Below are 13,222 nucleotides of genomic sequence, written 5' to 3'. Positions count from 1 at the left end.
CGCCCCGCCGCTCTCTCCGTCGCCGTACGGCGGCGGAGCTACCTGTCGCCCGCGGGCGACGGAGGGAGACACCATGACCGAACCGATCCTGCGCATGTCGGGGATCTCCAAGTCGTTCAACGGCGTCCCGGCCCTCGCCGACGTCTCGGTCGACGTGCACCGCGGTGAGGTGCACGCGATCTGCGGCGAGAACGGCGCCGGGAAGTCGACGCTGATGAAGGTGCTCAGCGGGGTGTACCCCGCGGGCAGCTTCGACGGCACGATCACCCTCGAGGGGGAGCCGGTCGCGTTCCGCTCGATCAACGACAGCGAGGCCGCCGGCATCGTCATCATCCACCAGGAGCTGGCTCTCAGCCCCTATCTCTCGATCGCCGAGAACATCTTCCTCGGCAACGAGAAGTCCAAGCGGGGCGTCATCGACTGGAACGCCACGAACACCGCCGCCGCAGAACTCCTCAAGCGCGTGGGGCTCCGTGAGAACCCCGCGACCAAGATCTACGAGCTGGGCGTCGGCAAGCAGCAGCTCGTCGAGATCGCGAAGGCTCTGGCCAAGGAGGTCAAGCTCCTCATCCTCGACGAGCCGACCGCCGCCCTCAACGACGACGACTCCGCGCACCTGCTGGATCTCATCGACCAGCTGCGCGACCAGGGGATCACCTGCATCATCATCAGCCACAAGCTGAAGGAGGTGCTCCGCATCGCCGACCGCATCACGATCATCCGCGACGGCCGGACCATCGAGACGATGCGCCGAGACGATCCCGACACCGACGAGGGCCGCATCATCCGCGCGATGGTCGGTCGCGACCTCAACAGCCTCTTCCCGCCGCGCGAACCCGACATCGGGGAAGAGCTGTTCCGCGTCGAGCACTGGACCGTGCACCACCCCGTCGACACGGAGCGCGTGGTGATCGACGACGCGTCCTTCATGGTGCGCGCGGGCGAGATCGTCGGCTTCGCCGGTCTCATGGGCGCCGGACGCACCGAGCTCGCGATGAGCATCTTCGGGCGCATGTACGGCACCGGGATCTCGGGCGAGGTGTACAAGAGCGGCCAGGCCATCGACGTCCGCACCGTGGACGCGGCCATCAAGAACGGCATCGCGTACGCCACGGAGGACCGCAAGAAGTACGGCCTCAATCTCATCGGCGACATCCAGGTCAACGTCTCGGCCTCCGCGCTGTCGCGGCTCGCGCGCCTCGGCGTCGTCGACCGGTACCGCGAGTACAAGGTCGCCGATTCGTACCGCTACAAGATGAACATCAAGGCACCCAGCGTCGCCGCGATCACCGGACGCCTCTCCGGCGGGAACCAGCAGAAAGTGGTCCTGTCGAAGTGGATGTTCACCGGACCCGACGTACTGATCCTCGACGAGCCGACCCGCGGCATCGACGTCGGAGCGAAGTACGAGATCTACGGCATCATCAACGAACTCGCGGCCCAGGGGAAGGCCGTCATCGTCATCTCGTCGGAGCTGCCCGAGGTCATCGGCCTCTCCGACCGCATCTACACCATCTCCGAGGGACGCATCACGGCCGAGGTCAGCCGTGAAGACGCCACGCAGGAGACGCTCATGCGGCACATGACCGCCGGAAGGAACTGACAGCAATGGCCACCGCATCCACCCAGACGGTCGAAGCGCCGACGCAACCGGGGCCCCGCCGCCGCGGTTTGCTCGCCCGCATCAACTTCCGGCAGTTCGGCATCCTCGCCGCCCTGGTCATCATCATCGTCCTGTTCCAGGTGCTCACCGGCGGACGCCTGCTGATGCCCGGCAACGTCAACAACCTCATCCAGCAGAACGCCTACGTCCTGATCCTCGCGATCGGCATGGTCATGGTCATCATCGCCGGCCACATCGACCTCTCGGTCGGCTCGGTCGTGGCGATGGTCGGCGCGATCGCGGCGATCGCGATGAACCAGTGGGGTCTGCCCTGGTACCTCGCGGTCATCCTGTCGCTCGTCGTCGGCGCGATCGTCGGGGCCTGGCAGGGCTTCTGGGTCGCCTTCGTCGGGATACCCGCGTTCATCGTCACGCTCGCGGGCATGCTGCTCTTCCGCGGGCTCACGCTCGTACTCCTCACCGGCGGCACGATCAGCGGTCTGCCCGACGGCTTCACGGCGATCGGTGCGGGATGGCTCCCGCCCCTGCTCGGCTACGTCGGCAACTGGGACAGCCTGACCCTCGTGCTCGGCGCGATCGCCGGCGTCCTGCTCATCGTGCAGCAGCTGCGCACCCGGGCGACGCTCCGCCGGCTCGAGCTCCCCCGCGAGGTCGCATGGTCGTTCTGGCTGAAGAACGCGATCGCGGTCGTCGCGATCATGGCCGTCGCGTTCACGATCGCCGCCTACAACGGCACGCCGATCGTGCTCATCATCCTCGCCGTGCTCGTGCTGGCGTACACGTTCGTGCTCAACCGCACGACGTTCGGTCGCCACATCTACGCGATGGGCGGCAACCTGTTCGCCGCCGTGATGAGCGGTGTGAAGACGAAGTGGGTCAACTTCTTCATCTTCGTCAACATGGGTGTGCTCGCCGGTCTCGCCGCGGTGGTCAGCACCGCGCGCGCCGGTGGTGCCGTGGCATCCGCCGGTCAGAACTACGAACTGGATGCCATCGCGGCGGTGTTCATCGGTGGCGCCGCCGTCCAGGGCGGTATCGGTACCGTCGTCGGCGCCGTCGTCGGTGGACTGGTCATGGGCGTGCTCAACATGGGCCTGTCCATCCTCAGCGTCGACGCGGCCTGGCAGATGGCGATCAAGGGCATCGTTCTGCTGCTCGCCGTCGCGTTCGACATCTTCAACAAGCGACGCAACGGCGGTGTCTGATCGGGTGGGGAGCGCGGCCGTGCGCCGCGCTCCCCACACCGGCGGTAACAGGGGGGCCGCCGATGCGACAATGGGAGAGGTGCCCTCCTCATGACCCCTGCCGTGTTCGAGCCCGCGACGCCGCTCGCACCACCGCCAGGTCGTACGACGAACGACCTGATCCGTCAGCAGAACCTCGCGTCCGTGCTGTCGATGCTGCACCTCCGGGGAGCGCTCTCACGGGCGCAGCTGGGGGCGACCATCGGCCTGAACCGCTCGACCGTCACGGGCCTGGTCATGGAGCTGACCGAGCTGGGGCTCGTGCGCGAGGTCGCCGCCGGTGAACGCACCGGGAAGGTCGGGCGGCCCACGCTCGACATCGAGCCCGACGACCACGTCGCCGCGCTGAGCGTCCGGGCGGAACCCCACGCCGTGACCGTCGCGTTGGTCGGGCTGGGCGGCGTCGTCCACGCGCGGCTGCGGCACGACACCGCGAGTGCGCCGTCGCCGCGTCGCTTCGTGCAGATCGTCGCGTCGAGCGTCGAGGCGATGCGCGCCGACATCGACCGCCACTACCGCGTGGTGGGCGCCGGACTCGCCGTCCCGGGGCTCGTGAACGCGAACGGCTCCGTGCTGGTGTCGCCGACCCTCGGCTGGCGCCGCGATCCGGTGGCCGCGCGGTTGAGCGACGAACTCGGCATCCTGGTCTCCGCCGGGAACGACGCGAGCATCGGCGCGCTCGCTGAGTCGCGGTTCGGCGTCGGTGTCGGCGTCTCCAACCTGCTCTATCTCGGCGGTGCGATGCACAGCATCGGCGGCGGCCTCATCATCGACGGGACGCTCCTGCGCGGGACCTCCGGCTACGCCGGCGAACTCGGCCACACCGTCGTCGACCCGCGCGGCCGCACGTGCGTGTGCGGGCGCAAGGGATGCCTCGAAGCCGAGGTCCGGCTCGACCTCCTCGAGCCGCTGCTCGGACGCCGGAAGCTCGACGAGGACGAACTCGACGTGGAGCTCGGGGTCGCCCGCGACCCCCGGGTGATGGCGGAGGTGACGCGCCAGGTCGAGGTGCTGTCGCTCGCTCTGACGAACTTCGTCAACGCGTTCAGCCCCGAGACCGTGGTGCTCTCGGGGTATCTCGGTGCGCTCCTGTCGGTCAGTCGCGAGCGTCTCGCCGAGGCGGTGCGCGTGCACCCGTTGGGTGCGGAGGGCCGCACGATCCGTCTCGAACGCGCGCACCTGCGCTCGCGCCTGATGCTCATCGGCCCCGCCGAGCTCGCCTTCGCCGACCTCCTCGCGAACCCCGCCGGCTTCCGCGGCTGACGCGCCGCTGCGCTCCCGCGCCCGCGCACGTGCCCCCCGGAGCCGGCATCCACCGGTGAGTGTCCAAGACGCGCCGCACGCGCCCGACGCCATACGGCGTGTCTCGGACACTCGACCGGGTGAGGGTGCCGCAGCACTCCGGCGCGACGGCCCCCGTTCACCCGCACGTCGACTGGCCGGGCTATCCTCGGCGCGGCGCCCGCTGCCCGAGCGGATGCCAGGGGAGGATCCGCGTGGATCTCGACGCCGACCGCGGTCGCTCGTGGTCTTCGATCACCGCTGCCGTCGCGGCGGTGCTCTTCGTCGTCATCGCGGTCGCCCTCGTCGTGTCGTCGCAGGCGGTCGGGCGCGAGCGTCCGCTCGACGAGCGGGTGAGCGCGTACGCCCCCGCGGTCGAGCCGGATGCCGCACCGGTCGCCGCCCCACCGACCTCTGCCCCCGCACCGACTCCGGCCCCGCCCCGTGCGGGAATCGTGCCCGCCGATCCGACCTGGACCGCGCGCACCGCGGCGGCGACCGGCATCCCGGAGCGGGCCCTGCACGCCTATGCGTCGGCGGCGCTCACGCTGAAGGTCGAGCAGCCGGGCTGCGGGCTGGGCTGGAACACCCTCGCGGGTCTCGGGGCGATCGAGTCCGCGCACGGCACGCACTCCGGCGGGCACCTGGACGACGCCGGGTACCCGGAGCCCGCGATCCGTGGCATCCCCCTCGACGGCAGTGCGAGCGCCGCCATCGCGGATACCGACGGAGGAGCCTGGGACGGGGATGCCACCTGGGACCGCGCCGTGGGCCCGTTGCAGTTTATCCCGGCGACGTGGGAGCGCTGGGGCGCGGACGGCAACGGCGACGGCGTGGCCGATCCCGATCAGATCGACGACGCCGCGCTCGCGGCCGGGCGCTACCTGTGCGCCGCCGGGGAGATGACGAGCGCCCCCGGCTGGCGGCGCGCGATCTTCTCGTACAACCACCTCGACAGCTACGTCGACGACATCGCGGCCGCGGCGAACGCCTACGCCGCGCGCGCCGGCGGCTGAGCGGGGCCGGCCCGCACTGGCATCCTGTTCGAGTTCCGGATCGCCGAGACTGCATCCTCCCGACATCTCCACTGCAGCCTGCAATGGAGATGTCGGCTGGATGCAGTCTCGCGCCCGCCGCGACGCGGAGCCCGCGCGGGGGTCAGCCCCGCAGCACCACGTTCTCGGGCTCCTCGCCCGCGAGGAGGTGGTCGATCTGGCGGCGCACGAGCCGCGCGATGCGGGGACGCATGGCGCCGGTCGCCCCGCCGACGTGTGGGGCGATGAGGACGCCGTCGAGCGACCACAGCGGGTGGTCGCTCGGGAGGGGTTCGGGGTCGGTCACGTCGAGCGCGGCGCGGATGCGTCCTCGCCGCACGTGATCGACGAGCGCGTCGGTGTCGATGACGGGGCCGCGGCCGACGTTAACGACGAGTGCGCCGTCGGGCAGCGCCGACAGGGCCGCGTCGTCGACGAGGCGTCGCGTCTTCTCGCCGCCGGGCAGCGACACGATCAGCACATCGGTGCGGGCGAGGACGTCGTACAGCTCGCCGAGGGGGAGCACCTCGACGTCGTCCTGCAGGCGGCCGTGCGAAGCAATCGCGCGCAGCTCGACCTCGAAGGGCTTCAGGCGGGCGGCGATCGCGCGCCCGACGCCGCCGAATCCCAGGAGGGTCACGCGCGCGTCGGCCAGTCCGGGCGTCCAGCCGCCCTTCCACTCGGCGCGCCCCTGAGCCCGGACGTAGTCGGGCAGCGAGCGTTGGGCAGCGAGCGCCAGGGCGACGGCGAGCTCGGCGGTGGCGGTCTCGTGCACGGTGGTGGCGTTGGCGAACACCAGGCCTGCGGGCAGGCGTCCCTCCACGTTGTCGTACCCGATGGACTGGCCCTGCACCAGCCGGGTCGTCGCCTCGGACAGGCGCGCGATCACGCCGTCCATCGACATGTACGGCGGCACGACGATGTCGATGTGCGGGCGGGGCGCGGCATCCGTCATGTCCCAGACCAGCACCTCCACGCCCTCGGGGAGGGGCTGCAGATCGTCGCGGAGCTGCGCGGTGGGCACGGACACGATCAGCGAGGAAGTCACCCGTCCCACGCTACCCGCGGCCCGCACCGCACACGCCGTCGACCGCCGCGGCGCGGGTCACGCGGGAGCGTCCACCGGCACGGGCCGCCGCCCCACGTGCACGCCCACCGGGACGTCGTACGCCAGGTACTCGGCCATGAGGGCTCCCGCGTCGCGGGTGAACAGCCGCCGCGACAGGGCCGCGGCGAGCGCGGTCGCGCCACCGACGAGTCCCGGGATCTGGTGGCTGAGCATCCCCTGGCTGATCCGGGCGCCGTGGTTGAACATGTGGATGCGCGACAGCGCCGACCCCTCGGGCGCGCTCCGGCTGATCAGCCCGAAGTCGTCGTCGAGGTAGGGGAAGGCCGCGAGCCCGGGGTTCTCGGCGATCTGCGCCGGGGCGAGGTGGTCGCTCCAGATCGCGGCATCCGCTGCCACCGCCGAGAGCTCCGGACGGCGTGACAGGTCCGCGACGATTCCGGTCGCGGCGATGACGACGTCGTACCGATGGATGCCATGCGGCGTCGTCACGACGATGTCGGTGCCGTCCCACTCGACGGAGCGCCACGGCGAGGAGGTCAGGAATCGGAAGCCGTCGAAGGCGTGCGCGCGCCAGATCGCGTTCTGCGTCGCGGGCTGGTCGACAGCCGAGAGGTGCACGTTGAACGTCCACTTCTGGGCGTCGGAGAACGCGCCGTAGTTCTCGATGAGGCCGGCGAACTCCATCCACCGGTAGGGGCTGACCTGCGGCATCGCGGGGCGTCGCATGTGCACGTCCACGGATGCCGCACCGTGCTCGAGGGCGGTCGCGGCATTGTCGAACGCGCCCGTCCCGGCGCCCAGGATGCCGATGCGCTTCCCGGCGAGGGCGGGGAAGTCGATCGCGTCGTGGGTGTGGTGCACGCGCTCGGCGGGGAGGGCGTCGAGGAGCGCCGGAACGTGCCGTCCGCCGGCGCCTTCGATCCCAGTGGCGAGCACGACGTGACGGGCGAGCAGCACCCATGACCCGTCGGCGCCGGTGAGATGCAGGCGCAGCGGGCCCTCGGCATCCGTCGGGGTGATCGCCGTGACCGTCGTCGAGCCGACCACGTCGATCCCCGCGACGGTCCGGTACCACTGCAGGAACCCCTGCCAGGCGACGGTGGGGAAGAAGGCGATCTCTTCCCACGCGGCGGCCCCGTACACCGCTTCGAACCAGGCGCGCGGGCTCGCCGCGGGCACGCCCCAGGTGGGCCAGGCGATGTCCTTCGGTGTGCGCAGCGTGTGCATGCGCGCGTAGGTGGTCCAGGGGCCGGTGGCATCCACGGGGGCGGAGTCGAGCACGATCACGTCGTCGATTCCGCGGCGGCGCAGGCCGCGGGCGAGCACCAGGCCGGCTTGACCGGCACCGACGATGACGACCGGATGCTCGCCGTCGCGCTCGCCGACCCACGCGCGGCCGTCGCCGGCGCTCAGGTGCTCCTGATGCGCGGCCTCGCGTTCGAGCGCGGCCAGGCGTGCCGCGGCGTCGGGGAGCGGTTCGGGCATGCTCACTCGACGACGACGCGCACGCCGTAGGTGTCGTCGAGGCGGAAGTTGTGGTGGTCGGTGACGTTGGTGTCGTCGAGTTCGAGGTTGACGAAGTCCATGCTCGGCTCGTCGAAGAACGGGCCCGCGTGCCAGGTGCCCTTGAGCATGGTGATCGCGGTGCGCGCCGGGATGCGGAACGCGCGGAGGTCGTCGAGGGCGGGCTCGTCGATGCCCGCGGGTGCGACGGCGATCGTCCACTCGACGTCGCCCACGGCCATCAGGGTCTGCGTGGTCTCGAGGTGGCGGGTGACCCGGACGAACTCGGGCTTCTTGTCGTCCAGGGCCATCAGGTAGAAGCGGGGGATGCCGCCCGACACGTCGAGCACGGCCTCTTCCGCGGTGAAGGGTGTGCCGTCGGCCATGGGGGTGAGCACGACGCCGAAGGGCGCGAACGTCTCGGCGGTGACGGTCGTGGCGGTGAGGGGGTGTGCGGGAAGCGGCTCGGTCATGCCATGAAGATACGCCTGTCTGACAAGTGCATCGGCAACTTGTCTGACACGTTCACGACCTCGTTACGCCCCCGAAACGCCCCGATCGTGACGGACGCGCCGGATGAGGGCGTTCCGCAGCCCCGCGGGGGCGGACACCTGCACCTCGCGCGACCAGTACCCGACGTCGTCGCCCGTCCCGTACCCGCAGTACGTCATCTCCACGACCGGAACCCCCGCCGTCGCGGACAGCAGAGCGGCGCGCTCGCCATCCAGGCTCACCGCGTCGACCCACAGGGTCTCCCACGCGACCCGGATGCCATTGGCCTCCTCCGCCAGCTCGAACACCGGTCGGTGCGGGTCGAGGTCGACGTCGCGGGCGAGGGGCACGAGATCCTCCGCCAGCGCGTACGACGCCCCGTCGACACTCCACACCTTGACGGTGCGGAACACCCGCGTGCCGTCGGGCAGGTCGTCGAACCGTTCGGGGTCGTCCGCAGCCAGAATGCGGACCCCGGATGCCACGACCTCGAGCCGCGGCTCGTATCCGGCCGCACGGATGGAGAGGGAGTGATCGAACTGCTCGTCGATCCGACGGCCGACGTCGGGCAGCCGGCGGTTGGGGGTCGTGCGCGTGCCCTGCGTCCGATGCACATACCCGCGCTCCTCGAGCCGCACGAGCGCCTCCCTGACCGAGGCCCGGCTCGCCCCGGTGAGCTCCGCGAGCCGCGGCTCGGACGGCAGCGTCTGGAGGTCGCCGCTCCACAGTGCGAGGATCCGGTCGATGACGGCATCCTGGTCTGTCGCTCGCATGGGCTCCTCGTTCGGTCCGAGCTCCCCGGTCACTCGTCCGGACGCTGTAGCAACGCGACCGCATCCTCTCGGCTCGACACCCCCAGCTTGCCGTAGATCGACCGGACCTGTGACTTCACGGTGTTCACCGACACGTTGCGCGCACGCGCGATCTCGGGGATCCCGAGGCTCGAGGTCAGAAGGTAGGCGAGCTCCCGCTCGGTGGCGGTCAGGGTCGAGAAGGCGCCGTCGCGAGCGGAAGGCGCGGCGATCTTCGGCAGCATCTGCCGGGTCGCCGCCGCCGCGGAGGCGAGGTCGGGGATGGTGGCCGACAGTCGATCCAGGAGGCGATCGGTGTCGGAGAACGGGATCATCAGGAACGGCATCATCGAACCTCCCGTGCGTTGGATGAGCCGAAACGCGGACTCCATGCTCTGCAGCGCGCGCTTCTCGCCCCCCAGCCGCAGAAAGGCGACGGCGCGGACGGTGAGGACCTGGGTGAGGGTGCGCAGGCAGTGCTCGTCGTGCAGCGCGACGCAGGCGTTGGTGCTGTCGATGACCTCGCGCTCGCGTCCCATCTGCAGCAGCGTCCGCGAGCGCTGCATGGGGAAGCAGACCGCGTGGCCGGGATGGGTGACGGCGTTGTCGAGCACGGCGAGGGCTTCTTCGTACTCGCCGAGCGCGGTGAGCATGTCGGCGTGGAGACCGAGGAGCAGGCCACGGACGATCCGGAAGCTTCGCGTACGGCCCGACGAGTGCAGGAGCTCCCAGCTCTTGGCGAGCGCCTCCGCGACCGAACGGCCGATGAACATCGCCGCGACCCGGGTCATCTCGGCGCTGAAGATCCAGTAGGGGTCCTCGGGCTGAGCGTGCTCGAGTTCGTCGGCGATGGCGTGCATGCGCGCCGAGTCCGCGCGGCTTGCGGCGACGAATCCGTCTCCGAGAAGGAGGCAGTGGGACACGTCCTCGGCGGCCCACCCGCAGGCCCTGTACAGTCGGCGCGCTTCCTCGATCGCCTGTGCGGCGCCGGGGTACTCCGCGTTCAGCCCCAGATTCAACGCCTGCACGCTCAGCGCGCGGTAGCGCTGCGCCGGGGTCTCGGCGAAGAGCAGCGCTTCGCCGGCGTAATGTCCCCCGACCTGCGGCCAGCCGACGGCGGCGCAGTACTCGGCGACACCCGCGTACAGCGCCGAGCGCGCCGGACCCGACAGGGCGGCGGGGCGCGTCAGGCGCCCGCTGTCGAAGTAGCGCGACACGAGTTCGATGCCGTCGCCGAGCGCGTCATGGCGCGCGCGTGCCACCAGCATCGACGTGAGGACCATCGCGCGGGTGTCGGTCCAGACCAGCGGGGTCGCGCCCGGTTCCGCTTCGGCGAGGAGCGCGAGGTGACGCGGAAGCGGTTGCCCGTGCCCCGGTTCCAACCGCGCGAATGTGTGGGCCGCCGCCGCGCGCAGCGCGACGCTCGGGCCGATGGGACCATCGGAATCGCTCATGTGACCTCCGCGACACGAACGCGACCGTCCGTGCGCGCGTCAGCGCGCGCCACGGTCGCGTCATGGATAGACAGGCACCCAGGACGGGCGGTCGGACACGGATTCGGGTTCGCGAGCGGCCGCTCGAACCGCCAGCCCCCGGGGAGCGGTTCTTCCCTGAGGATATGACAAATGTCCCACTAACGCCCGCGGTGTGACCGCAGAAAACAGTGGGAGGGGAATCCTCCGCGTCGGGGGAGAGGAGGAGCTACGCGGCGGCGGCGACCACGGCGGAGATGGCGGAGGTGAAGAAACCGAGCCCGTCGACGCCGGAGCGCATGGCTGCGGCGGTGCCGGGGCCGAAGCCCGGTTCGACGGCGTGCTCGGGGTGGGGCATGAGGCCGACGACGTTGCCGCGCTCGTTGGTGAGGCCGGCGATGTCGTCGAGCGAGCCGTTCGGGTTGACGCCCAGGTACCGGAACGCGACGAGGCCTTCACCGTTCACGCGGGCCAGGGTCTCGGCATCCGCGATGTATCCGCCGTCGGCGTTCTTCAGTGGGATGACGATCTCGTCGCCCTCGTCGAACGCGCTGGTCCACGCGGTCGAGGCGTTCTCGACCCGCAGGCGCTGGTCGCGGCGGATGAACTGCTGGTGGGCGTTGCGGATCAGGCCGCCGGGCAGAAGGTGCGCCTCGACGAGCATCTGGAAGCCGTTGCAGATGCCGAGGATCGGCATGCCCTTCGCCGCGGCATCCTTCACCTCGGCCATGATCGGCGCGAACGCGGCGATCGCGCCGGCGCGGAGGTAGTCGCCGTAGCTGAAGCCGCCGGGGAGGACGAGGGCGTCGACCCCGCGCAGGTCGTGCTCACCATGCCACAGGGCGACGGGCTCGGCGCCCGCGAGACGGATCGCGCGCTGCGCGTCGCGGTCGTCGAGCGAACCGGGGAAGGTGATGACCCCGATGCGAGCGGTCACTCCACGACCTCGATGTTCACGACGTCTTCGATGACGGCGTTCGAGAGCATCTCGTCGGCGAGCTCGCGGGCGCGCGCCAGCGTGGCGTCGTCGACCTCGCCCTCGACGGTCAGCTCGAAGCGCTTGCCGATCCGCACGTCGGAGAAGCGGTTCTCGCCCAGTCGCGACAGGGCGCCGGCGACGGCCTTCCCCTGGGGGTCGAGAAGCTCGGCCTTGGGCATGACGTCGACGACGATGGTGGGCATTCCAGCTCCAGGTGTCGGAAGGGCAGTGGATGCCATTCTACGCAGCCGTGCCGTGCCGCCGCCGACACCCCGATTGCGCCGTCGATACAAGGTCTTGCGCGTCGCGGCGATTCATGGGAGCGCTCTCTTGACACCTTGGGAGCGATCCCATAGCGTCGTGCGGGATCGGTGAGAGCGCTCCCACGGTTCAGAGGTCGAGGGAGCGTCGCGCAGAGGAGCACACCGACCCACCACCACGAAGGAGTGTCCAGTGAAATCACGTGCCCTGCGTCGGGCCGCCGTCATCGCGGCCGTCGCCTCCACCACAGCTCTCGTCCTCGCCGGGTGTTCCGGCGGCGGCGACTCCGCTTCCGGCGGAGGAGACGAGAAGATCACCCTGACCGTCGCCACCTTCAACGACTTCGGATACACGCAGGAACTGCTGGATGCCTACACGGCCGAGCACCCGAACATCACGATCGTCCACAACCGCGCGGCCAAGTCGAACGATGCGCGCGCCAACTACTTCCAGAAGCTCGGCAAGACGGGCCTCGCCGACATCGAGGGCATCGAGGTCGACTGGCTGCCCGAGGTCATGAAGTACTCCGACCTGCTCGCGCCCGTGCCCGACGATCTCAAGGGCCGCTGGCTGGACTGGAAGGTCAAGGCCGCCACCGACGCGTCGGGCAACCTCGTCGGGTACGGCACCGACATCGGCCCGGAGGCGATCTGCTACCGGTCCGACCTCTTCCAGGCGGCCGGCCTCCCCACCGAGCCCGCCGACGTCGCCGCCGCGCTCGAGGGCGACTGGTCCAAGTACTTCGAGATGGGCGACAAGTACGTCGCCGCGACCGGCAAGCCGTTCTTCGACTCCGCCAGCAGCGTCTACCAGGGCATGATCAACCAGGTCGAGGCGGCCTACGAGAACCCCGACACGGGCGAGATCACGGCCACGACCAATCCCGAGGTCAAGAAGATCTACACGGAGACGCTCGATGCCAGCAAGACGCAGTCGGCGCACCTCGAGCAGTGGCAGCCCGACTGGTACGCGGGCATGGCGAACGGCGCGTTCGCGACGCTCTCCTGCCCCGGCTGGATGCTGACGCAGATCGAGGGCAACGCTCCCGAGGTCTCCGGCTGGAAGATCGCCGACGTGTTCCCCAACGGCGGCGGCAACTGGGGCGGCTCGTACCTGACGGTTCCGGCCAACGGTCCGCACGTGGCCGAGGCGCAGGCGCTCGCCGACTGGCTGACCTCGCCCGAGCAGCAGGTGAAGTTCTTCCAGCAGGCGGGGACGTTCCCCAGCCAGGTCGACGCGCTGACCTCCCCCGACCTCCTGAACGCCAAGAACGCCTTCTTCAACGACGCCCCGATCGGTGAGATCTTCACCAACCGGGCCAACGCCGTGACGGTGACGCCGTTCAAGGGTCAGTACTACTTCCAGGTGAACGACGCGATGTCGAAGGCCCTGCTCCGGGTCGATCAGAACACGCAGGACGCCCAGACCTCGTGGGACCAGTGGGTCTCCCAGGTGGAAGCCATCGGCTGACC

At 70.3% G+C, this 13,222-nt stretch carries 12 protein-coding genes; 5 read left to right on the top strand and 7 right to left on the bottom strand.

Going from position 1 to position 13,222, the window contains the following annotated elements; all coding sequences use genetic code 11:
* The first annotated feature begins 73 nt into the window (after window positions 1–73).
* From mmsA to BW982_RS08560, 4 genes are all read left to right on the top strand, one after another.
* On the top strand, window positions 74–1,603 hold the full coding sequence (gene mmsA, locus BW982_RS08575) for a multiple monosaccharide ABC transporter ATP-binding protein (RefSeq protein WP_076492234.1): 1,530 nt from the start codon (window positions 74–76) through the stop codon (window positions 1,601–1,603).
* Window positions 1,604–1,608: 5 nt separating this feature from the next.
* A complete protein-coding gene (gene mmsB, locus BW982_RS08570; protein WP_076492232.1) occupies window positions 1,609–2,829 on the top strand; it encodes a multiple monosaccharide ABC transporter permease in 1,221 nt (406 codons plus the stop codon).
* A 90-nt stretch (window positions 2,830–2,919) separates the two neighbouring features.
* Entirely contained in the window at window positions 2,920–4,131 is a 1,212-nt protein-coding gene (locus tag BW982_RS08565) for an ROK family protein (RefSeq protein WP_083696601.1), read from the top strand.
* A gap of 233 nt (window positions 4,132–4,364) precedes the next feature.
* A complete protein-coding gene (locus BW982_RS08560) occupies window positions 4,365–5,165 on the top strand; it encodes a lytic transglycosylase domain-containing protein (protein WP_076492229.1) in 801 nt (266 codons plus the stop codon).
* A 142-nt stretch (window positions 5,166–5,307) separates the two neighbouring features.
* On the opposite strand, the gene BW982_RS08555 is transcribed toward BW982_RS08560, so the two are convergent.
* The 7 genes from BW982_RS08555 to purS all read right to left on the bottom strand — a co-directional run bounded on the left by BW982_RS08555 (window position 5,308) and on the right by purS (window position 11,692).
* The gene (locus BW982_RS08555) at window positions 5,308–6,231 is read right to left on the bottom strand and encodes a 2-hydroxyacid dehydrogenase (protein WP_076492227.1); all 924 of its coding nucleotides are present in this window, start codon (window positions 6,229–6,231) and stop codon (window positions 5,308–5,310) included.
* A gap of 57 nt (window positions 6,232–6,288) precedes the next feature.
* On the bottom strand, window positions 6,289–7,737 hold the full coding sequence (locus tag BW982_RS08550) for an FAD-dependent oxidoreductase (protein ID WP_076492224.1): 1,449 nt from the start codon (window positions 7,735–7,737) through the stop codon (window positions 6,289–6,291).
* Between the two features lie 2 nt (window positions 7,738–7,739).
* Window positions 7,740–8,228 carry an ureidoglycolate lyase gene (locus tag BW982_RS08545; protein ID WP_076492221.1) on the bottom strand — a complete coding sequence of 163 codons (489 nt, stop codon included), beginning with the start codon at window positions 8,226–8,228 and terminating at the stop codon, window positions 7,740–7,742.
* Between the two features lie 63 nt (window positions 8,229–8,291).
* Window positions 8,292–9,020 carry a GntR family transcriptional regulator gene (locus tag BW982_RS08540; RefSeq protein ID WP_139327382.1) on the bottom strand — a complete coding sequence of 243 codons (729 nt, stop codon included), beginning with the start codon at window positions 9,018–9,020 and terminating at the stop codon, window positions 8,292–8,294.
* A 29-nt stretch (window positions 9,021–9,049) separates the two neighbouring features.
* On the bottom strand, window positions 9,050–10,492 hold the full coding sequence (locus BW982_RS08535; protein ID WP_076492216.1) for a LuxR family transcriptional regulator: 1,443 nt from the start codon (window positions 10,490–10,492) through the stop codon (window positions 9,050–9,052).
* 247 nt (window positions 10,493–10,739) lie between these two features.
* Window positions 10,740–11,447 (bottom strand): phosphoribosylformylglycinamidine synthase subunit PurQ, encoded by a 708-nt coding sequence (gene purQ / locus BW982_RS08530; RefSeq protein WP_076492214.1) that lies wholly within the window; start codon window positions 11,445–11,447, stop codon window positions 10,740–10,742.
* Window positions 11,444–11,692, bottom strand: a complete 249-nt coding sequence (gene purS / locus BW982_RS08525; RefSeq protein ID WP_076492211.1) for a phosphoribosylformylglycinamidine synthase subunit PurS — start codon at window positions 11,690–11,692, stop codon at window positions 11,444–11,446. The genes purQ and purS overlap by 4 nt, the downstream gene beginning before the upstream one ends.
* A 250-nt stretch (window positions 11,693–11,942) precedes the next feature.
* Between purS and BW982_RS08520 the strand changes: the two genes are divergently transcribed.
* Window positions 11,943–13,220, top strand: a complete 1,278-nt coding sequence (locus BW982_RS08520) for an ABC transporter substrate-binding protein (protein WP_076492209.1) — start codon at window positions 11,943–11,945, stop codon at window positions 13,218–13,220.
* Window positions 13,221–13,222 lie beyond the last annotated feature (2 nt).

Origin of the sequence: Microbacterium sp. RURRCA19A, from assembly GCF_900156455.1 — a bacterium.
Taxonomy (GTDB): domain Bacteria; phylum Actinomycetota; class Actinomycetes; order Actinomycetales; family Microbacteriaceae; genus Microbacterium.
The sequence above is the reverse complement of the archived record's forward strand: the minus strand, read 5'-3'. Positions and strand labels throughout refer to the sequence as shown.

Bases quoted from the DNA above. Each gene is read 5' to 3' on its own strand.
- BW982_RS08550 (WP_076492224.1), bottom strand. From the start codon at position 7,737: ATGCCCGAACCGCTCCCCGACGCCGCGGCACGCCTGGCCGCGCTCGAA.
- mmsB (WP_076492232.1), top strand. From the start codon at position 1,609: ATGGCCACCGCATCCACCCAGACGGTCGAAGCGCCGACGCAACCGGGG.
- BW982_RS08545 (WP_076492221.1), bottom strand. From the start codon at position 8,228: ATGACCGAGCCGCTTCCCGCACACCCCCTCACCGCCACGACCGTCACC.
- BW982_RS08565 (WP_083696601.1), top strand. From the start codon at position 2,920: ATGACCCCTGCCGTGTTCGAGCCCGCGACGCCGCTCGCACCACCGCCA.
- BW982_RS08540 (WP_139327382.1), bottom strand. From the start codon at position 9,020: ATGCGAGCGACAGACCAGGATGCCGTCATCGACCGGATCCTCGCACTG.
- mmsA (WP_076492234.1), top strand. From the start codon at position 74: ATGACCGAACCGATCCTGCGCATGTCGGGGATCTCCAAGTCGTTCAAC.
- purS (WP_076492211.1), bottom strand. From the start codon at position 11,692: ATGCCCACCATCGTCGTCGACGTCATGCCCAAGGCCGAGCTTCTCGAC.
- BW982_RS08535 (WP_076492216.1), bottom strand. From the start codon at position 10,492: ATGAGCGATTCCGATGGTCCCATCGGCCCGAGCGTCGCGCTGCGCGCG.